Genomic DNA, 20,544 nt, shown 5'->3' with positions numbered 1-20,544 from the left:
CGAGCCGAGAGTAAACCTTGGGGCGGCGATCGGGTGAGAACTTATTTGCCGGCGTGAGGAACACACGGACACGAAGGTCGCGGCGTCGATCCCCTCACGATGAGCAAGGACCAAGCGATCGCCGACCCGGAGGAAACGGGCCCGCTAGAGACGTTCCGTCAGTTCTTCGCCTTAGAGCGTGACGTGCTGGTGGTCTCGCTGTCGATGTTCGCGTTCAGCCTCGGGTTCCAGATGACGAGCCGGTTCCTCCCGGAGTACATGGTGGCGCTCGGGGCGTCCGGGTTCGTCGTCGGGTTGTTCGGGACCTTCGGCAACGTCATCTCCGCGGTGTACCCGTATCCGGGCGGCGCGATATCCGACCGCATCGGGTCGCGGTACGCGCTGACGGCCTTCGGACTCGTTTCGACCGTCGGCTTCGTCGTCTGGCTGATCGCCCCGAACGTCGGGGCGGTCACGGTCGCGGGCGTGACGATCGAACCGTGGATCTGGATCTTCGTCGGGCTCGTGCTCGCGCAGGCGTGGAAGTCGTTCGGCCTCGGCGCGACCTTCGCCGTGGTCAAGCAGGCGACGGACCCGTCCCGGCTGGCGGCCGGGTTCGCGAGCACGGAGACGTTCCGACGCACCGCGCTCCTGATCGGTCCCGTCCTCGCGGCGATTCTCATCGACCTCCATCCGGCGTTCACCGTGAGCTTTCGGTACGTGCTCGCGGTGGCGGTCGTCTTCGGCGTCGTCGGGACGCTCGTGCAACACGTCCTGTACGACGCGAGCGGGGACGCCGTCGGTGGCGGGCGGTTCGAGGGCGTCTCCCGGATCCGGACGGACCTCCGCGAGATGCCCGACCCGCTCCGGCCGCTGCTGATCGGCGACACTCTCGTCCGCTTCGCGAACGGGATGGTGTACGTCTTCTTCGTGCTCGTCGTCACGCGGATCTTCTCGGTGGGACTAGAGAGGACGGTCGCGGTCGGCGGGATTTCCTACGCCGTGGACCTCTCGCCGCAGGCCTTTTTCGGCTACCTGCTGGGCGTCGAGATGGTCGTCGCGCTGATCACGATGGTCCCCGCGGCGAAGCTGGCCGAGCGGGTCGGGCTCAAGCCGATCGTCGCGCTCGGCTTTTTCGTGTACGGCGTGTTCCCTCTCGTCCTCGTCTTCGGTCCCGACCTCCTCTCGCCGTTCGTCTCGATCCAGTGGGCGCTGGTCCTCGTCTTCGCGTTCTCCGGGCTCCGGTTCGCCGGCCTCCCTTCGCATAAGGCGCTCATCGTCGGTCCCGCCGAACAGGGCGCCGGCGGCCGGGTCACCGGGACCTACTACCTGCTGCGAAACACGATCGTCATCCCGAGCGCCGCGATCGGCGGCTACCTCTGGGACTTCGTCAGTCCGGAGGTCGCCTTCACCGTCGCCGCCGTGATCGGCGTCGCCGGGACCGGCTACTTCCTCGTCTTCGGCGAGGAGTTCGAGGCGTACGCCCGGGGTCGGTGAGAATCTTGATCGGCTACGGGAGTAGGTGTTGCAGTTCGTCGGTAGCGATACAATATTTAAATGCACGTGAATAGCGGCGACGGTCGCTATAAAAACGGGCGGTGGCGCGCGCCTCCGAGTGGCCGACAGGCCACAAGGAGCGCGTGCGAGGTCGCCGGCACTACGCGCCGGCTGCCAGAGAATCTTCGATTCTCGCTGGACGCGGTGAGCGCTCGGAGAGCGCGAACCGCGAGGCTGGGGAGGTGAGGGGCTGTGGTTGCGGTGCGGCTGGGTGGGGCTTAAAGGGGCAGCCGGCGGCTTCGCCGTCGGCGACTGGGACTTTGGAGGTCTCTGCCGCGGAGGATGTCGATCGCTTATAAACAGCCGACAGCGACACCGCTTCTCACTTATAAACAACCGAACAACCGATCTGATTCACCCGCTCCCGCTATCGATCGCCGCTGTGTCTGTACTGACTACTCCGGACTCAGAATATCTCTCTCGGTGAGGATTTAACAGAGCCGTTGGCACGGAAGAATAGGACGGCGCAGCCGAAAAACGTCGAAGCGAGCGAGCTACGACGACGACGGCGACATCTCGATGTTGAGGCTCTTCTGGACGAGCTGGGTGAACGCCATCGAACACAGGAAGTACCAGACGATCCACATCTGGATCGGGCCGACGATTCCCGTGTCCCACGTGACGGTACCGGCGAGCGGAACGATAAGTTCCTGAGCGGCGACGTCGGGGTACGCGGCGGTGGAGCCGCGGTAGCCGATTACCCAGAACATCCAGAGGAACGCCGGGATCGTGAGGAACATGATCCACACCATCGGGCGGAACTGCTCTTTGAACATTCCGAGCTGGTCGCCCATCGCCTCCATCTGCTCCTCTTGAATGGCGTCGAGTGCCTCCTGATCGTCGCGCTCCTTGGCATCTTTACGGCGGTCCTGGATGTCCTTCATCCGGTCTTGGTACGCGCTCATCTTGTCCATATCCATGAGGCCCGCGCGCAGCAGCGTCGAGTACAGCCCCGTCGCAAGCGCGATCACCATGACCACGACGTAGAAGGGAACGACGTTGAGGAGCGGCCCCAACACGAGGTCGAAGGCGCCCGCAATCGCGTTGCGCACCGGGTTGACCGCGTACCCGACGAAGGCACCCAGCGTCGCGATGCCGGCGATCTTGTCCCATTTGGACCACGTGGTCGTCTCGGGGGTGTCGACGTCGCTGCTGGTCAGATCGCCGTCATCGTCGTCCTCTAGTCCCGCCGCGATGGCGTCGCGGTCCGCCAGCGCGAAGCCGGTGTCGCCGTCGACGAGGATCTCCTTTTCGATGAGCCGGCCCCACTGGCCGCTCGTGATCTCGTCGCGGACGTCGATCCACTGGACCTCGCCGTCAGTGGCGCTGTCGAGGATGACCTCGACGGCGTCTCGCATCTCGCCGTCCTCGCGGACCAGCGAGCGGACTCTCCGTTCGACCTTGCTCATTACCGCTCGGTTGTCGGTCGACGGTTAAGAACCTTGCAGGATCGCTGGCGACGCGGCGGTCGCCGCAATACTGATCGACAGTCCGGCGGTCGCCGCGAGACCGATCGACAGCCCGACCGTTACTCGTCGAGAACGTCCCGGATGCGCTCGAAGACCTCGTCGGGCGTCGCCTCGCCGTCGACCTCGACGAGGTCGCCCTCGTCACGGAAGTGATCGATCACGGGTTCGGTGTTCTCGTAGAACACTTCGAGTCGCTCGCGGGCGGTCTCCTCGGTGTCGTCGTCGCGCTGGATCAGCTCGCCGCCGCACTCGTCACAGACGCCCGCCTCCTCGGGCGGCTGGAAGTCGACGTGAAAGTTCGCGCCGCAGTCGTCGCAGACACGGCGACCGGTGAGTCGGTCGACGAGCACTTCCTCGTCGACGTCGAGGAAGATCACGGCGTCGAGATCCGTGATCTCCGAGAGGTACTCCGCCTGGTCGAGGTTGCGCGGGTAGCCGTCGAGCACGAACCCGTCGGCGTCCGCCAGCGCGGCCTTGACGATCTCGTTGACGACCGGGTCCGGGACGAGCTCCCCCGCCTCCATGAACGATCGGGGCGTCCCGTACTCGGTCTCCATGTCCTTGTTCGCGCGGAGCGCGTCGCCCGTGGTGACGTGCTCGACGTCGTACTCGTCGGCGAGCTTCGCGCTCTGCGTTCCCTTTCCGGCGCCCGGCGCCCCCAGCAGAAGGATTCGATGACTCATACCGGAGCGCTCGCCCGCCGCACGTAAAGGCTTGAAGATCCCGGCCAACACTACACGGTTCTCCGGAACGACCCAGACCACCCTCTGTGGCGCTGCAGGTGATCTCCACCGACGCTACTGGTCGTCCTCGTCCTCGTCTCCGTCTCCACCTGCGTTTCCGTCTCCGTCCCCGTCCGGGTTCAGCCGGAGCCCCATCTCCAGTTCGAAGCTCTCGGCGTTGGAGGTCTCGAAACCGATCTTCTTGTACAGCGAGACGGCCGCACGGTTCCAGCGCTCGACGGTGAGCCACACCTTCTGAATGCCCTCTGCCTGCCCGTAGCCGAGCAGCCCGCGGATCAGGTGTGTGCCGATACCGGCGCGCTGGTACTCCTGATGGACGAAGATCGCCAGCTCGTAGGCCTCGTCGTCGGGCACCAGCGTCGCATGGCCGGCGATCTCGTCGCCGCACCACGCGATCACGTTGAGGCAGTCGTCGCCGAGGATCGCGTCCAGCCACTCGCGGATGCGCTTTTCGCCGCCCGGCGGGATCCCCTGTGCCCGGTCGGCGGGATCGAAGGCGTCGTACATCTCGACGAGCGCCTCGTACCCCTCGTCGGTGTTCTCGTAGGGACGGACCTCGATGGTGCGTCCTTCTCGGTCCGTGAACGCTGTGGGGGGAGTGGAGAACTCGTTGGCCACCGCCTCGGGGTATCCTCGGTCGCTCATCTGACCAGCGTGACGGAGGTCTTGGCGTTCAACAGGACAAACTCGGCGATCGACCCAATCGTGATCTTCCCCATCGGGCTCGTGTGACCTCCACCGAGAACGATCTCCTCAAATCCCTCTGTCTCGGCGATCTCCACGAGCCGGCTTCCGGGGTCACCCCCGACCCGCCTGACATCGGCATCGATCCCGGCGTCATCGACCGCCTCCTGAGCGCGTTCCATCACGTCATCCGGAGCGACCGACGAATCCTCGTTGTCGACCACCGCGACGGTGAGGTCGTCGTTCGCGACCGCCGCCCGCTCGACGGTCCGGTCAAGCGCGCGAAACGAGTCGTCGCTGCCGCCGATTCCGCAAAGCACCTTCATACGTCTCACGTCCGCACCCCGGTACAAAAATGGATCTCCGATATTGGACTGATTCCGGCCCTCCCCGGTCTCGACGCCCACCGACAACCCTTTTATTCAGCGGTTAGGTTACCCACAACATGAACGAATCAACCGATCCCGCGTCGGACAAGGGATCGGACGCCGCCGACGGGACTACAGACACTACGGCGGAGCCGTCGGAGCCGTCGGAGCCGGCCAACGAGTCCCGGTCGGGCGCCGACGAGAGCGGTGCCCTCGACGGCGACGAGAGCGCTGTGAGCGACGGCGATACCGGGGACGCCGCGAGCAACGGCGACGGGAACGCCGAACAGGTCCCGCCCGAGGTCCGCAAGTACGAGCGGTTCAAGAAGATGGACGGCGCCCGCTACGAGCGCGTCAACGAGTTCCTCCGCGACCGGACGTACATCACGGCCCGGGAGTGGGCGATCGCGCGGCTCTGTGCTGACTTCCGCACCGAAACGGGCGTCGAGATGACGAAGATCGGCGAGAACCTCCCTGAGCTGGTCCCGTTTATGACCGACACGTACACGCCGCAGGCGGTCAATCAGGCGCGGTACTCCTTCGAGGAGAAGGTGACGAAGGCGGGCGCGACGTTCCTCTACGGGGCGATGTCCGGCTTCTTCACCGCCGAGGACTTAGACGAGATGATGTACGAGGTGACGGAGGTCGCGAAGTTCCTCTTGGAGGTCGAGGGGGTCGATCTCGCGGTCGCCGACGAGCTCGAAGCGGAAGATCGGATCAGCGAGGTGATGCGCGAGGTGCGCGCCTCCTCCGCGGACCTTCGAGGCGAGGAAGTCCGGTGTCCCGAGTGCGGGCACGTCCACGAGCCGGCCGAGGAGTAGCGATGGAACGATTCCCGGAGGCCCTCGACGGCATTCCAGACGCGGTCGTGATCGTTGACAGCGACGGCGTCGTCCGGGCCGGCAACGAGCGGGTCGAGGAGATCCTCGGATACACGCCCATGGAGGTGGAGGGGACCCATTTCGAGACGCTGCTGTACGATCCCCACGGAGATGCGGCCGGCGAGGAGCTCCACCGCTACGTCGTCGACCCCGAACCCCGCTCGATGGCGGCGAGCCTGGACCTGTGCGCACGACGCGCGGACGGGACCGAAGTGCCCGTGACGCTCAGCCTCGGCCCGTTCGAACACGACGGCGAGACGTACCTGGTCGCAACGATCGTCGATGTCAGGGAGGAGCGCGCAGAGCAGGCCGAGCTCCACCGCCGGACGCGGACGCTGGAGGCGCTCCACGAGGCGACACAGGATCTGCTGAAGACGACCGACCGGGAGTTCGCCGCGGAGGCAGCGGTCGAGTACGTCGAAGAGGTGCTCGGCCACCCGATCGCGGCGATTTGGCTGTACGACGAGGATCGTGACATCCTCGATCCGATCGTCTGGACCGACGCGGCCGACGATCTGGTCGGCGACCACCCGACGTTCGGCCCCGACGCATCGAGCATCTCGTGGGAGGCGTTCGAGTCCGGCGATCCGGTGTACGTGTCAGACACGCACGCCGACACGGAGCGGCACAACCCGGATTCGACGATCCGCAGCGAGCTGATCCTCCCGCTTGGCCGATACGGACTCATCAACGTCGGAGACACGGATCCGGACGCGTTCGACGAGTCCGACCTCGCCGTCGCGCGCCTCTGGGCCGCCACCGTTACGATGGTGTTCGTTCGGATCGAGCGGGAGCGCCAGCTCCGGGTCCGGGAACAAGAGATCGCCCGCGAGCGCGATCGGCTGGAAGAGTTTGCCAGCCTCGTCTCCCATGACCTCCGGAGCCCGCTCAACGTCGCGACGGGGAACCTCGACCTGATCCGCGAGCGTTTTCGAGAACAGCACGAGGACTTAGCCGAGATCGACACTGTCGCCCGCTCGCTCGATCGGATGGAGGCGCTCGTGGAGGATATGCTCACCCTCGCGCGACAGGGGTCCGCCATCGACGAGACCGAAGCGGTGTCGCTCGCCACGCTGGCGGAGGAGTGCTGGGACAGCGTCGACACCGCTGCCGCCGACCTCGTTGTCGGCGACGACCTCCGGCTCCGCGCCGACCGGAGTCGGCTGCGGCAGGCTCTGGAGAACCTGTTCGCCAACGCGGTCGCTCACGCCGGCGAATCGGTCCACGTCAAGGTCGGCTCCCTCGCCGACGGTGACGGCTTCTACGTCGAAGACGATGGCCCCGGAATCTCCGGGGACCGCCGCGACGGGGTGTTCAACGCCGGCGTCTCGACCGACCCGGAGGGGACGGGGTTCGGCCTCAAGATCGTCGCCGAGGTGGCCGACGCGCACGGGTGGACCGTCGCCCTCGTCGACGCCGAGGGGGGCGGTGCGCGGTTCGAGTTCCGCGGAGTCGAGACCGTCGACGCCGACTCGGAAGTGGGCGCAGAGAGTCCCGATCTCGGCGACTCCGACTCCAACACGGACAACTGAGGCGTCGGCTCCCTTCTGCCGCGATTAGTCGTCTGCGGACGCATTTTCGCTTCTCGAACCGCCGGCACCGTTTCCGTCCCCTCCGCTGCTGCCGCCTTCGTCGCCACCGAGGTCGCACCGATCGAAGCCGCGGGCGTTGTTGAACACACGCTCTAACTCGACGATCCGAGCGCCCAGATCGAGCCAGTCGTCGATGGGGGTCGTCGACGCCGTCCGGTCCGTCAAGTCGATCGTGAGGAGGGATCCATGGACGTGTCGCATGCGCGTACGGACCCACGGACGGCGATAACACTCGGGATGCGGGATCAACGCCCACCGCCGCGAGAGCGGTCAGGCGTCGAGGACGTGGTGCATCACCGCGTTGGCCCCGCTCGCCCCGCCGGCGTCCGCTCCAATGTCGAGGACCGCGACGCGGAAGGCGTCGTCCGCGCCGTCGACGGGGATGGGGAGTCCGCCGGGATTCACCCGCACCGTCCCGTCGCGCTCCTCGGCGTCGTGCGCGTGGGTGTGACCGTGGAACACGTAGTCGTAGTCGCCGCAGTCGACGAGGGCGTCGACGACGACCGCGCTCGTGCCGTGGGTGACGGCGATGTCGACGGCGTTCTCCTCGTCCCCGAACGAGAGCGTCCCCGCCTCGCCGAGGTACGTGCCGAACGACTCGACGGTCGACTGGACCGCCCACTCTCCGTCGTTGTTGCCGCGGGCGGCGTAGAAGTCGAAGCCGGCGTCGGAATCGCCCCCGACGTCGAACGGGGTCACGGAGAAGGGCGCGACGAAGTCGCCGCAGTGGACGACGGCGTCGACGCCCTCGCGTTCGAACAGCGTGACGGCCGCCTCGACGGCGGCGAGGTCGTCGTGGGTGTCGGAGACGATACCGATGCGCATGGCCTCGGGGTCGCAGGGGAGACCAATAAATCTCGCGCACGTTCGGATTCAACAGAAATCCCCGGCAACAGGTAACCGACCAACAGTTTTTGGTGGTCTCATTTCGGATCGGGTTACAATGGTAGAGCACACCCGGACGCTCGACTTCAAAATCGCCTTCGCGATCGGGTTGGGGACGATGATCGCGGCGGGGATCTTCTCGCTGTCGGGCACGGCGGTCGCCGAGATCGGGAGCAGCGCCGTGATCGCCTTCGTCCTCGCGGCGATCGTTGCGAGCCTGACCGCGGCGTCGTACTCCGAGTTCGCGTCGATCTACTCCGAGAACGGCGGCGGCTATCTGTTCTCCTCGCGCACTTTCGAGCACGACACGCTGGTGTACGTCGTCGGCGCGATGCTGTTCTTGGGGTACACCGGAACGACCGCCTTCTACCTCGCGACGATGGACGAGTGGGTCGTCCGGTTCATCCTCCCGGAGTCGCTCCACGTCCTCCCTCACGGGAGCTCCGGCGTGCTCGCGGCCCTGCTGCTCGGGGTCCTCAACGCCAGAGGGACCGAGGAGAGCGGGACCTTCCAGCTGTTCGTGACGGGCGCGAAGGTGGCCGTCCTCCTGGCGTTCATCGGCGGCGCCGTCGCGTTCCGTGGACCGGCCGTCGCCGCCGGTAATTTCGCCGCCGGCTTTACCGGCGACCCGGTCGGGATCGTCTCGATCGCCGCGCTGGCGTTCATCACCTTCTTCGGCTTCTCCGCGATCGCCGCGAGCGCCGGAGAGATCATCGAGCCCCGCCGGACGGTGCCGCTCGCGATCGCCGCGAGCATCCTCACGGTGACGATCCTCTACGCGTTCGTCATCGTGTCGATGGTGAACTCACCGGTCCCGGCCGAAGTCATCGCCGAGGAGGGCGAGACCGCTATGGGTCGCGTCGCCGCCGGCTTCCTCGGCCCCGCGGGACGATCGCTTATCGTCGCCGGCGCGATATTCAGCATGGTGAGCGCCTCGAACGCGAGCATCCTCGCGGCCAGCGGGATCGGGTCGCTGATGGGCCGGCAGGGGCAGGCGCCGCGGCCGTTCTCGCGGATCCACCGGCAGTACGGCACCCCGTTCTGGAGCGTGGCCTCCGCGACGGGGGTGATCGTCGCCCTCATCGTCGTGTTCATCGGACTCTTCCCGGCGGAAGGCGGCGTGATCCCGTTCGATCTCACGGTGGCGCTGCCGGCGCTCGGGCCGATCACCTTCACGAATCTGGGGCTGACGACGCTCACCGGATTCGCGACGCTGAACCTGCTGTTGCCGCTCTCCGTGGTGAACATCGCGCTCATCTACTCCCGGCGCCGGTACCCGGACATCGAGCGCGGGTTCCGGGTGCCGGGCGTCCCGCTGGTCCCGATCATCGGGGTGATCGCGAACGTCGCGCTCATCACCAACCTCCCGGTCAAGGGCGTCGTCGTCGGTGTCTGCCTCATCGTCGGGATGCTCGCGGCGTACTTGATCTGGGGCGGCAAACCGGACATGGACGAGCTGTACGAGGAGGTCGTACCGTCCACCACGTCGGCCAGCCAGGTTGAGGCAGAAAGAGCGGTCGCGGAGGCCGACACCACCGTAGCCGACGTCGCGGAGACCGACGTCACTGCCGACGCGTCCGGCGGCACCGCCGAGACGCCGGGCGAGGATTCGTTCCGTATTCTCGTTCCGGTTGCGCGGCCGGATCGGGCCGTCCGGTACGCGCGGCTGGCGGCTGCGATGGCCGAGTATCAGGAGGGCGAGCCGTTCGTCGACGTGTTGACGGTCACTCAGATCCCCGAACAGACGCCGTACGAGGCGGTCGAGGAGATCACCCGCGGCCGGATCACGCGCATTCAGGAGCTGCTGGCGGCCGAGGACCTCGACGTGTCGTACGCGGTCGAAGGACACACCTGTCGGGACGTCGGGTTCGACATCGTCCAGACGGCCCGGGATAAGGAGTCGAACCTCGTGTTGATGGGCTACCCCGAGGAGCACACCGAGATCGCTGAACACGTCGAGTACAAGGCCCCGTGCGGCGTGCTGTTCGCGAGCGGCGTGCTGGATCCGGACGCCCTTGACGTGGTCAACATCGGGGCCGGCGGCGGACCCCACCACATGGACCTGCTCTCGCTCATCGACCGGATGGGCGAGCGAGACGCGGAGATCCACGTGATCAACATCACCCCGGAAGGCGGCGAGGGCCGCCCCGAGAACACGGAGGCGACGGTCTCCGGGCTCCCGAACGCGTCGTCGGTCCAGATCCACAACACTACCGCTCAGACGATCGCCGACGGGCTGGTCGATCGGGCCCGCGAAAACGGCGGTATCCTCATCATCGGAGCTACCCGGACCCGCCGCCTCCGACGCCGCGTCTTCGGGAGCACTCCCGACAACGTGATCAAACTCGCGCAGGGAAGCGGAGTTCCGGTGCTCGTATACTCGAGTCCGCGCGGGGTACAGGGCCCGATCGAGGAGTACGTGTACCCGATCTACCGGTACCTCTGGGGGATTCGGCGCAGCCCGACCCAAGCCGGACAGTCGGAGACGCAAGAGTAGTTACCGATCGCCCCTGAGACACACGCCTCGTCGATCTGGACCGCGGGAATGTGAGGCGTTCGCAATGCCTTTCGGATATATAAATCTCACGTCAATCGACGGCGTTCTCAGGGTTTGTGTATCCGCTACCTCGCTTATATGTCAGTCCCGTCCATGTTCGGGTATGACGAGAGACGGCGACGACACCGGGCGACGCATCGCTTCCAGACGCGGCTTCCTCTCGGCGGCCGCCGCACTCGGCACCGTCGGGCTCGCGGGGTGTGGCGCTCCGCGAGCGGATGCCGGGGAGGGCGCGGAGAACGCGGTCACCGACGAGACGGTCCAACAGCAGGTCGAGGAGTGGTCAGGAAGCGACTCTACGGGCGTGGAGACGGATCACCCGTACACGTCCCCGCGAACGACGATCGACCTCGACGAGCGGGACGGGCAGATCACGGTGTCCACGACCCCGTGTCGCCACCAGCTGCTCGGCGAGGACACGCAGGGCGGTCCGTGGGAGCTCCCCGAGGTCTGGGCGTGGCAGACGCCGGACACGGATCCGAGCGTCCCCGGCCCGTTGCTCCGGGTAACCGAGGGAACCCAACTGGAGATCACCTACGACAACTCGGCGCACAACCGCCCGCACACCTTCCACGTCCACGGGCTCAGCAAGGACTGGATGGACGACGGCGTCCCGACGACGACGGGCCAGCAGGTCGCGCCCGGCGAGGAGTATACCTACGAGATTGACGCGAACCAGCCGGGCACCCACTTTTACCACTGCCACTACCAGACGCAGAACCATCTCGATATGGGGATGTACGGGATCCTTCGCGTCGACCCGGAGGGGTACGAAGCCCCCGACAAGGAGGCGTTCATGACGATCAAAGACTGGGACACTCGCCTGTCCGCCTCGACGGCTGGCGGCGACGTGGACTTCAGCCACCGCGACCGCAACCCCGACGCCTTCACCGTGAACGGTCGTTCCGCGCCGTACACATTCCACCCCGAACAGGGCTCCCCCTTGATCGTCGAGGAGGGCGATCAGGTGCGGATCCACTTCGTCAACGCCGGCTACGAGTCACACGCGATGCACAACCACAACCACGGCTTCACCGTGGTCGAGAAGGATGGCGGCGTCATCCCCGAGGCCGCCAGGCACCGTGAGGACGTGATCCCCATCGCACCCGCCGAGCGGAAGACGATCGAGTTCACCGCCGACGCCGACCCGGGTGTCTACGCGCTCCACTGTCACAAGGTGAACCACGCGATGAACGGCGACAGCTACCCCGGCGGCATGATCGGCGGGATGGTGTACGAGAGCGCGATGGACTCAGAGCAGTTCGCCTCCGTGATGGAGATGGCGGGCTACGAAGCCTAGTCGGTCTCTCGCAGGTCGGTCTCTTGCAGGTCGGTCTCTCGCAGGTCGGTCTCTCGCAGGTCGGTCTCTCGCAGGTCGGCCTCTCGCAGGTCGGCCTCCGGTGAACGAGCGACGGCGGCAGCGGAGCCGAACTCCCCGACACCCCCGGCTAACAGCAGAACATGAACGGGTACACCAGCGCGACCCGGTCGCCCTCCTCCAGCTCGGTGTCGAACCCCTTCTCGTTCTCGTTGAAGTGACCGTTCACGAGGATCCGGGCGTACGCGATCGTCTGCTCGCCGACCGGGTTCTTCGTCCACGTCCCCGGTAGCTCCTCCGGCGTCGGCGCCCAGCCGCTGTGGGTCGACTCTTCCTCGCTTTCCGCGATCAGCATCTCCTGGAGCTCCGGGTACTCTACGAACAGCTCGTCGAGGAACTCCCTGAGGGTGTCTCCCTCGAACGTGTACTCGAACTCGTACTTCCCGAGCTCCGTCCGGACGTGACCGGTGCAACGCACCGTGACGGTGGTTTCGGTCGTCGTTTCGGACGCGCTCGCGGACTCTGACGTCGTCGCCTCGCGGGTCGTTGGCATACCCATTCGTATGCGGTGTTTCCCGGTAAGCCACCGTACGAACATGTTCGTGCCGTCGGTTCGCACCGTCGACATCGGGCCGTAGCGCCCGCGACGGTGACTTGCGCTGTCAGTTGCTGGGAACGCCGTCCGAACATGTTGCCGCCAAACTGATAGTCCGTGTGGAGGGTACGACCACCCGATGGAACTCACACGCAAGACGATCGCGAAGGTCATCGTCGCGGCGTTCCTGTTGAATCTGGTCGTAATGGGCGCCGGGGCGTGGTTCGCGTACCAGGAGGCGCCGCCGATTCCCGAGGAGGTCGTCGGTCCCGACGGCGAGACGATCGCCACCGGGGAGACGGTGCAAGACGGGAAGGCGGCGTTCCAGCAGTACGGGCTGATGAACCACGGGTCGATACTCGGTAACGGCGCGTACTACGGCGAGGACTACACCGCCGAAACGCTCGATCTGAAGACCGAGCACATGCGCGAGTACTACGCGCAGGAGGAGTACGGCGCCGGCTACGACTCGCTCAGCTCCTCCGAGCGCGCGGCGGTCGACCAGACGGTCCGCGACGACCTCGACGGCGCGCACGACGGGAGCGACACCGTCCAGTACTCCGCCGCGGAAGCGTACGCCCACGAGCAGGTGCGCGAGACGTACGTCGAGCGCTACCACGAGGGCGACCGCGATCGGGGCGTTCCGGTCGGGATGATCGAGTCGACGGAGGAGGCCGAGGACTTCGCCGACTTCGCACTGTGGACGGCGTGGTTCTCTCACACCGATCGGCCCGACGGCGGCAACTCCTACACGAACGAGTGGCCTTACTCGCCGGCCGCCGGCAACGACGCCACCGGCGCTGCGATGACGTGGAGCGTGATCGCCATGGTGCTGCTCGTCGCCGCGGCGGGGGCGGGGATCCTCCTGTACAAGTCGGTGAAGCTTCCGGAGCCGTCGGCGGAGGGGATCGCCGTGCCGGAGCCGGGCGACGTGAGCATCTTCCCGAGCCAGCGCGCGGCGCTCCGGTTCATCCCGATCGCCGCCGGGCTGTTCGTAGCGCAGGTGCTGTTGGGAGGGTTACTGGCGCACTTCTACATCGAACGGGCCGGATTCTTCGGGATCGAGGAACTCTTCGGGATCCACATCCTGCAGGTGCTCCCCTTCTCGATCGCGAAGACGTGGCACATCGATCTCGGAATACTCTGGATCGCGTCGACGTGGCTCGGCGCCGGGCTGTTCCTCCCGCCGCTTCTCACCGGCCATGAGCCGAGGAATCAGGCGCGGTACGTCAACGTCCTGCTCGGCGCGCTGGTGACCGTCGTCGTCGGCGGGATGGGCGGCATCTGGCTCGGCGCGAACGGCTACTTCGATGGCCAGCTGTGGTGGCTCCTCGGTAACGAGGGGTTAGAGTACCTCGAAGTCGGGAAAGTGTGGCAGGGCGGCCTACTCGTCGGCTTCGTGCTCTGGGCGATCCTCGCGATCCGCGGGCTCAAGCCGCTGCTCGACCGCGAGCCGGTGTACGGGCTCGCGCACATGATCCTCTACGCGGGCGGCTCGATCACCTTGCTGTTCGTCGCCGGTTTCATGTTCACGCCGTCGACGAACATGGCCGTCACGGAATTCTGGCGGTGGTGGGTCGTCCACATGTGGGTCGAGGGCGCCTTCGAGTTCTTCATCGTCGCGATCATCGGACTCACGCTCGTCTCGATGAACCTCCTGTCGCGGCGCAGCGCCGAGAAGGCCGTGATGCTGCAGGCCCTGCTCGTGATGGGGACCGGTGTCATCGGCGTCTCGCACCACTACTGGTGGATCGGGATGCCCGACTACTGGGTCCCGATCGGGAGCATCTTCTCGACGCTGGAGCTGCTCCCGCTGATCTTCATCCTCTACGAGGCGATCGGGCAGTACCGAGCGATGACCGAATCCGGCGGGTTCCCCTACACACTCCCCTTCATGTTCATCGTCGCCAGCGGGGTGTGGAACTTCGTCGGCGCCGGGGTGCTCGGCTTCTTCATCAACCTCCCGCTGATCAACTACTACGAGCACGGCACCTACCTCACTGTGGGGCACGCCCACGCCGCGATGTTCGGCGCGTTCGGCTTCCTCGCGCTCGGGATGGTGGCGTACATGCTCCAGCTGTCGATCGACCCCGAGCGCTGGGACGGCTCGTGGCTCCGAGCGTCGTTCTGGTGTTGGAACGTCGGGCTCGCACTGATGGTGTTCGTCTCGGTGCTCCCCGTCGGGTTCCTCCAACTGGAGGTCGCGTTCACGGAGGGCTACGCCGCGGCGCGCAGCCTCGCGTTCTACGAGGGGCCGCTCGTCCAGACGCTGTTCTGGGCGCGGCTCCCGGGCGACAGCCTGCTCATCTTGGGAACCGTGATCTACTTCGCGGACCTGATTCGCAAGCGGTTCGTCCTGCGGCGTTCCGCTGACGACCCGAGCGTCGACGACATGGCCGTCGCCGAGGGAGTTCTCAACGACGACGACTGAGGCGATCGGCCCTCCGAAGGAATACCACCGGCGCCGTCACAACGCGGTCCGCGCCGTCGAAATCGCACGCCGAACGAGTTTGCTGGCGCTCTTCCGACGCTTGACGAACAGCGCGACACCGATGACGGCGTAGACCGCGGTGTACGCGTACAACACCGTCATGCTCACCTCGGTCGCGGCCGGCTCAGCGTACGTTCGGATGACGTAGAACTCCGTGAGGACCTGCGAACTGAACAGCACGAGCAGGACGACCGCCTCGCGCACGTTGATCTCGAAGTTCACGATGATCGCGATGGCGAAGAAGCTCTGTGCCGCGGTGATCCAGATCTCCGCGGCCTGCTTGGCGTCGAACGAGAGGGTGCCGACGGCGCCGGCCGAGATCGAGTACACGATCGCGAGCGTTCCGATGAGCAGGGTCCACTGGTTGAGCTTTGAGGAGATGAGCGTGTTGAACCCGGCCGTCGAGCGAGCTTTGTTCACGAGGTACGCGACGACGATCAACTCCGGGCTCTCCGAGGCCAGCGGCGCGAGCCACTGGATCATGAAGAACTCCGGGATGCCGTACTGGAGCCCCAACTGTTCGAGCCCCTCTGCGAAGGGGTGAACCGCGGTGAAGATGATCGCGCCCGAGAAGAGGAAGCCGAACAGAATGACGGCGATCCGCGGCACTTTCGGGTACGCTTGAAAGTAGGCGGGAACGCCGACGTGTCGGTCTGACTCCTCGACGTCTCCTCGGATGACGATGGCAATGTACAGCACGAACAGCCCGACCAGCACGATGGAGTCGATCGGGCCGATCCCGCCTCGCAGCGGGATCAGAAACGCGTACGCCGTGGCGGCGAGGAGGAACGTGATCTCCGTCGCGAGGTCGCGGTTGAGCGTGACCGCGTCGGTGAGGAACCCTGGGCGGCGTTCGACTGCGGAATCACGCGTGGTCTTGGCGCGATAGATCGTAAACAGCGCGATACCAGACCACCCGAGCCCGATGAGGATACGGTTCGCACCGGTCATGTTCGCGATCGCGAGATTTCCGGCCGCGGCCGATCCGGCGCCCGCCTGCCACGCGTACAGCGCGTCGACCGCGTACTCCGGGGCGACCGCAAGCACGGCGAGAACCGCGATGGCGAATCCCTGCGGAACGTCTTTCTCCGCGGTCTCGGCCGCCCACGCGAGCAGAAACGCTGCTCCGAGAATCGCGACCCCTGCCACGACGACCGCCGCCAGCGGCGTCACGTTCTCTCCCGGGTGGACTGTTCCGTATCCCCCGTACGAAATGAACAGTCCGACCCACGGGACCGTCAAGACGAGCGTCAGAGCGACGGCCACGAGCGGGTGGCGAAGGTTCACTCCTCTACCTACGTTGTCACACCTACATTTTTCCACCGGTGCGAAACACTTGTCCCGGCTGTTCTGCCGACACGGACAGACTACGTCGAAAGAGACCGAACCGGCTACTCTACGCGCCACACCCCGCCGAGCTCGTTGCGCTCCATCGACTCCGCGTCGCCGTTGCGGAACACGCTCACCCGGCCGGTCTCCTCGCTCAGCGTCACGGTCGCTACGACCTCCGGCCGGACTGAGGTCTCGATCGCGCTCATATGCCGCGACCCCATCCACGGCTCGTAGCTCACGTCGTCGACGAGGGTGGACTCGCCGCTCCGGGTGCCAAGGTCGCGGAACCGCACCATCTGTGCCTCTATCTCGCCGTCGACCGCGACGACGATCCCGCCGTCCCGCTTGACGCTCACCGTCTCGACGGCGTCGACGAACGCGTCCTCGTCGAACACCGTGGTACAGCTCTTTCGGGGCCACCGGTTGTCGCCCATTGGGTCGGCGTACGCGCCGTAGCCGCGGTCGGCGACGACCGCGAAGTAGAGCCCCGGCCCCTTGACGTGCGGCTCGTCCCAGCCGTCGAACGCGACGCTGACGTGTTCGGCGCAGTAGGTCAGCCGATCGACGATCTCCCGGACCCGATCATGGGTGCCGTACTCGATCGCGAGCCCGCTCATTCGGTCTCCTCCGCTCGATGGTCCGTGACGCAAACGCTCATACGTACCGGAATGGTGGGGCGTATATAAGGAGTCGCGAGTCGGTCGACCTCACCGCCACTGCGTGAACAGGGTCGCATCGAATCGGTCGGCGCGGACGAGCCCGACGCCGAATGCGACCGCGACGGCGGCGGGGAGTAGATTCCCGTACCAGAGGTTGATTCCGCCCCAGAGGATCACGAAGCTCACCATGTCGTCGAGCATGAATTCGCAGTCGCGCAGTCGATCGCCGAGCGCCCCAAGTTCGAACGCGCGGTCGAGCGTGACCACCGCGACCGTCGCCGACAACACCCAGCCGGCGTAGTTCGAGAGGGGAACACCGAAGAAGGCGCCGCCGCCGAAGCTCCAAAAGCCGAGCGCGACGGCGCCGGGGTCGAGCACCACATCCATCGCGACCACCGCGGCGATCACGGTCGCGAGCCGGAGCCACCCGTTCGACGCCCGCGGGCCGAGAAGCAGCAGACAGAGCAGGTAGGCGTTCACCACGAGCGGAATGAAAAAGACGGGGAGCGCCAGCGGCACCCCGCCGAGCATCGGCCCGAGGCTCACGGTGTACTCGAAGGTGCCGTAGGGCCACCCGGTGGCGACGCCGAACAGCTCGATCGCGTAGGTGTACGCGACGAGCACCCCGAGCCACCCGACCGCGCGGCGGTCGAGCGCGGGCAACACCCCGACGACGAGCGGCGACCGCATCACCAGCACACCGAACAGCACGAACCACGGGTTAAACGCGAGCGGCTCGGGCACCCACCCCTCCGCGCTGCCGACGAGTGCGATCGCACCGACGAGGGGGAACAGCACGGCAATCGTAAACCGGTTCTCGCGGACGATTCTGTCGAGCAGACGCTCCGCCTCGCGGCGCGTGTCGGGAAGTCGGGCGCGGAGCGCGCCGAGTCGTCCCGACGTTGCGGCGGATTCGGCGGGGTCGCTCACGCGAGGGCCTCCGTGACGGGGTAGACGCGCCAGAGTCCCCCCATCGCCAGCAGGGTGCCGACGGCGGTGTTCAGCGCCGGGAACCACCAGTACGCGCGGTCGACTGCGATCGACGACCGGGCGACCCACGCCGCGAAGACGGGGTACACGCCGAGCAGCACGCCGAGCCGGATGTCGACCGCGGCGAACGCGACCGCGGCGGCGACCCAACAGGCGACGCAGTACGCGTAGGTCCGCCCCTCACCCAGAAGCGTCGCCGTCGTCCGGATCCCGGCGGCGCGGTCCGGCTCGATGTCGGGGATCGCAGAGAAGGTGTGCATCCCCATCGCCCAGAGCCATGCGCCCGCGAGCGCCGCGATCGGTGGGTGCGTCCCGGACACGGCAGCGTACGCGGCCGCACCCGGTAAGATGTACAATCCGTTCGAGACGGAGTCGAGGAACGGCGTCGTCTTGAACCGCACTGGCGGGGCGCTGTAGCCGGCACCGAGAAGCAGGAAGCCGGCGAGGTACGGCCATGCGACTCGCGGTGTGATCGCGAATACGGCGACCCCGAGCGCGCCGGAGACGACCACCGCGAGTGCGACGAGTCGGTCGCCCCGCCAGCGCGCCTCGCGACCCTCTTTCTTCGGGTTCAGCTCGTCGATATCGGCGTCGAAGGCGTCGTTGACGCCGTAGAGGAAGACGTTCGCCGGCACGAGGAAGTACGCCGCAAGCCCGACAGTGACCGGCGTGAACAGCTCGCTCACGTCGGCAATTCCGTAGGTGACGCCGACGGCGACGGGACCGGCGAGATACAGCCAGAACCGCGGCCGCGACAGCACTAGCAGGTACTGGAGGAGGTCGGGGATCGAGCGTTGATCGGGGCCGGTTACGGTGTCGCTCACGGCTCCGATCACGCCGTCTTCGACAGCTCCTCGGCGGTCAGCTGTCCGCTGATGAGACACATCGGGACACCGATACCGGGGGTCGTCGTCGACCCCGTGAAGTAGAGCCCGTCGAGCGCGTCGGACCGGTGGGGCGGGCGAAGCAGCGAAGTCTGTCGCAGGGTGTGTGCCAGCCCGAGCGCGCTTCCCTGGTAGCTGTTGTACCGGTCCGCGAAGTCGTCGACGCAGAACGTCTCCTCGAAGACGATCCGGTCGCGCAGCTCCGTGTCGGTGTTCTCGGCGATGTCGTCCAACACGAGGTCGCGGTACTCTTCGCGCAGTTCGGGAGTGTCCTCCAGCCCGGGCGCGATGGGGACCAAGGCGAACAGGTTGCTGTGTCCCTCTGGCGCGACCGTGTCGTCGGTCTCGGAGGGCGCACAGAGGTAGTAAGCGGGGTCATCGGGCCACGCTGGGTCGTCGAATATCTGCTCGAAGTGGTGGTTCCACCCCGTCGGCAACACCAGCGTGTGGTGTTCGAGGTTCGGCACGTCGCCCTCGACGCCGAGGTACAGCAGGAACGCGGAGGGCGCGTACGTCCGCGACTCCCAGTACTCGTCGCTGTACTGGCGCTTGTGTTTCGGGAGCAGCTCCTGTTCGGTGTGGGCGTAGTCGGCGTCGGAGACGACCAGATCCGTGAGGTAGCGCTCGCCGTCGGCGGTGTCGAGCGCGAAGCCCCCGCGGCGTCCCTCGATGGCCGTCACCTCGGCGTCGGTGACGAACTCGACGCCGAGGTCCTCGCCGAGTTCGACGATGCCGTCGACGACGGCGCCGATCCCGCCTTCGGGGTAGTAGACGCCCATGTTGTAGTCGACGTGGCTCATCAGGTTGTACAGCGCGGGGGTGTTCGTCGGGGAGCCACCGAGGAAGACGAGGGTGTACTGCATCAGCTGCTGGAGCTTCGGGTGGTCGAAGTAGTCCTCGACGTGTCCCTGCATCTTGCCGAGAAGCGAGAGCCCCCACGAGTACCGGAGCACGTCCTTGTCGACGTAGTCGCGGAGCCGCGGACGGTCCTCGTACACGAAGTGTTCCATCCCGATCTCGTAGGTGCGTTCGGACTCCTCCAGATACGCTTCGAACGCCTCGCCCGCACCGGGCTCGTACTCCTCGAAGAGGGCCTTGTTCGCCTCGCGGTCGGGGAGCACGTCGACCTTGTCGCCGTCCTTCCAGAACACCCGGTAGTGGGGATCGAGTCGCTCCAGTTCGTAGAACTCCGACGGTTCGCGTCCGAAGTGGCCGAAGAACCGTTCGAACACGTCGGGCATGAGGTACCACGACGGCCCCATGTCGAACCGGAAGCCGTCGGCCTCCAGCCGGCTCGCGCGCCCGCCGAGCTGTTCGTTCTTCTCCAAGAGGGTCACATCCGCGCCGGCGTCAGCGAGGTAACAGGCGGTCGAGAGGCCGCCGAATCCGCCGCCGATCACGACGACGGACTCGCCGGCCACGGCGTCGATGTCCGGGGCCACGTCCATGCTCGGTCGTAGGGTCGGCGACGGTATAAATACCGGCCAGACGGTTGAGAAGATATTGGCGGGAATTGCGGAGACGGCGCCGGTGGAGACGGGAAGTGCCGACCGAGACGTA

The 20,544-nt window shown here is 66.4% G+C and carries 19 protein-coding genes; 6 read left to right on the top strand and 13 right to left on the bottom strand.

Annotated features, from left to right (window positions below):
• Positions 1 to 99 precede the first annotated feature (99 nt).
• On the top strand, positions 100 to 1,476 hold the full coding sequence (locus tag HLAC_RS09515) for an MFS transporter (protein ID WP_015910617.1): 1,377 nt from the start codon (positions 100 to 102) through the stop codon (positions 1,474 to 1,476).
• 554 nt (positions 1,477 to 2,030) lie between these two features.
• Here the strand turns inward: HLAC_RS09515 and HLAC_RS09510 are convergent.
• The 4 genes from HLAC_RS09510 to HLAC_RS09495 form a co-directional block, all read right to left on the bottom strand.
• Positions 2,031 to 2,945: a DUF106 domain-containing protein gene (locus HLAC_RS09510; protein WP_015910616.1), complete on the bottom strand. Its 915-nt coding sequence runs from the start codon at positions 2,943 to 2,945 to the stop codon at positions 2,031 to 2,033.
• 119 nt (positions 2,946 to 3,064) lie between these two features.
• Positions 3,065 to 3,688 (bottom strand): adenylate kinase, encoded by a 624-nt coding sequence (locus HLAC_RS09505; RefSeq protein ID WP_015910615.1) that lies wholly within the window; start codon positions 3,686 to 3,688, stop codon positions 3,065 to 3,067.
• 114 nt (positions 3,689 to 3,802) lie between these two features.
• Positions 3,803 to 4,393, bottom strand: a complete 591-nt coding sequence (locus HLAC_RS09500) for a GNAT family N-acetyltransferase (RefSeq protein WP_015910614.1) — start codon at positions 4,391 to 4,393, stop codon at positions 3,803 to 3,805.
• Positions 4,390 to 4,758 carry a universal stress protein gene (locus tag HLAC_RS09495; protein ID WP_015910613.1) on the bottom strand — a complete coding sequence of 123 codons (369 nt, stop codon included), beginning with the start codon at positions 4,756 to 4,758 and terminating at the stop codon, positions 4,390 to 4,392. The genes HLAC_RS09500 and HLAC_RS09495 overlap by 4 nt, the downstream gene beginning before the upstream one ends.
• 119 nt (positions 4,759 to 4,877) lie before the next feature.
• On the opposite strand from HLAC_RS09495, the gene HLAC_RS09490 reads away from it, so the two are divergent.
• Together HLAC_RS09490 and HLAC_RS09485 are read left to right on the top strand one after the other, a co-directional pair.
• Positions 4,878 to 5,621: a DUF5806 family protein gene (locus HLAC_RS09490; RefSeq protein WP_015910612.1), complete on the top strand. Its 744-nt coding sequence runs from the start codon at positions 4,878 to 4,880 to the stop codon at positions 5,619 to 5,621.
• Between the two features lie 2 nt (positions 5,622 to 5,623).
• A complete protein-coding gene (locus HLAC_RS09485) occupies positions 5,624 to 7,213 on the top strand; it encodes a PAS domain-containing sensor histidine kinase (RefSeq protein ID WP_015910611.1) in 1,590 nt (529 codons plus the stop codon).
• 24 nt (positions 7,214 to 7,237) lie between these two features.
• On the opposite strand, the gene HLAC_RS09480 is transcribed toward HLAC_RS09485, so the two are convergent.
• Positions 7,238 to 7,474, bottom strand: a complete 237-nt coding sequence (locus HLAC_RS09480; RefSeq protein WP_015910610.1) for a hypothetical protein — start codon at positions 7,472 to 7,474, stop codon at positions 7,238 to 7,240.
• 69 nt (positions 7,475 to 7,543) lie between these two features.
• Positions 7,544 to 8,098, bottom strand: coding sequence for a metallophosphoesterase (locus HLAC_RS09475; protein ID WP_015910609.1), 555 nt, complete (start codon positions 8,096 to 8,098; stop codon positions 7,544 to 7,546).
• Between the two features lie 118 nt (positions 8,099 to 8,216).
• Here HLAC_RS09475 and HLAC_RS09470 point away from each other — a divergent pair, with 118 nt between their 5' ends.
• Entirely contained in the window at positions 8,217 to 10,655 is a 2,439-nt protein-coding gene (locus HLAC_RS09470) for an amino acid permease (protein WP_015910608.1), read from the top strand.
• 163 nt (positions 10,656 to 10,818) lie between these two features.
• Positions 10,819 to 12,015: a multicopper oxidase domain-containing protein gene (locus HLAC_RS09465; RefSeq protein WP_015910607.1), complete on the top strand. Its 1,197-nt coding sequence runs from the start codon at positions 10,819 to 10,821 to the stop codon at positions 12,013 to 12,015.
• Here the strand turns inward: HLAC_RS09465 and HLAC_RS19970 are convergent.
• Both HLAC_RS19970 and HLAC_RS09460 read right to left on the bottom strand, forming a co-directional pair.
• Positions 12,012 to 12,104: a pentapeptide repeat-containing protein gene (locus tag HLAC_RS19970; protein WP_394296232.1), complete on the bottom strand. Its 93-nt coding sequence runs from the start codon at positions 12,102 to 12,104 to the stop codon at positions 12,012 to 12,014. The two genes, HLAC_RS09465 and HLAC_RS19970, sit on opposite strands and share 4 nt — an antisense overlap.
• A gap of 59 nt (positions 12,105 to 12,163) precedes the next feature.
• On the bottom strand, positions 12,164 to 12,586 hold the full coding sequence (locus HLAC_RS09460) for a MoaD/ThiS family protein (RefSeq protein ID WP_049933720.1): 423 nt from the start codon (positions 12,584 to 12,586) through the stop codon (positions 12,164 to 12,166).
• Positions 12,587 to 12,767: 181 nt separating this feature from the next.
• Here HLAC_RS09460 and HLAC_RS09455 point away from each other — a divergent pair, with 181 nt between their 5' ends.
• Positions 12,768 to 15,059, top strand: a complete 2,292-nt coding sequence (locus tag HLAC_RS09455; protein WP_015910605.1) for a nitric-oxide reductase large subunit — start codon at positions 12,768 to 12,770, stop codon at positions 15,057 to 15,059.
• 36 nt (positions 15,060 to 15,095) lie between these two features.
• Here HLAC_RS09455 and HLAC_RS09450 read toward each other — a convergent pair whose 3' ends face one another.
• The 5 genes from HLAC_RS09450 to HLAC_RS09430 form a co-directional block, all read right to left on the bottom strand.
• Positions 15,096 to 16,406, bottom strand: a complete 1,311-nt coding sequence (locus HLAC_RS09450) for a sodium:calcium antiporter (RefSeq protein WP_015910604.1) — start codon at positions 16,404 to 16,406, stop codon at positions 15,096 to 15,098.
• 104 nt (positions 16,407 to 16,510) lie between these two features.
• Positions 16,511 to 17,068, bottom strand: a complete 558-nt coding sequence (locus HLAC_RS09445; protein ID WP_015910603.1) for a diadenylate cyclase — start codon at positions 17,066 to 17,068, stop codon at positions 16,511 to 16,513.
• Positions 17,069 to 17,158: 90 nt separating this feature from the next.
• Positions 17,159 to 18,040: a bisanhydrobacterioruberin hydratase gene (gene cruF / locus HLAC_RS09440; protein WP_015910602.1), complete on the bottom strand. Its 882-nt coding sequence runs from the start codon at positions 18,038 to 18,040 to the stop codon at positions 17,159 to 17,161.
• A complete protein-coding gene (locus tag HLAC_RS09435) occupies positions 18,037 to 18,936 on the bottom strand; it encodes a prenyltransferase (RefSeq protein WP_015910601.1) in 900 nt (299 codons plus the stop codon). Before HLAC_RS09435 ends, cruF begins: the two co-directional genes overlap by 4 nt.
• Positions 18,933 to 20,432, bottom strand: coding sequence for a phytoene desaturase family protein (locus tag HLAC_RS09430; RefSeq protein WP_015910600.1), 1,500 nt, complete (start codon positions 20,430 to 20,432; stop codon positions 18,933 to 18,935). Before HLAC_RS09430 ends, HLAC_RS09435 begins: the two co-directional genes overlap by 4 nt.
• Positions 20,433 to 20,544 lie beyond the last annotated feature (112 nt).

The sequence above is a fragment of the Halorubrum lacusprofundi ATCC 49239 genome, from assembly GCF_000022205.1.
Lineage (GTDB): Archaea > Halobacteriota > Halobacteria > Halobacteriales > Haloferacaceae > Halorubrum > Halorubrum lacusprofundi.
The sequence above is the reverse complement of the archived record's forward strand: the minus strand, read 5'-3'. Positions and strand labels throughout refer to the sequence as shown.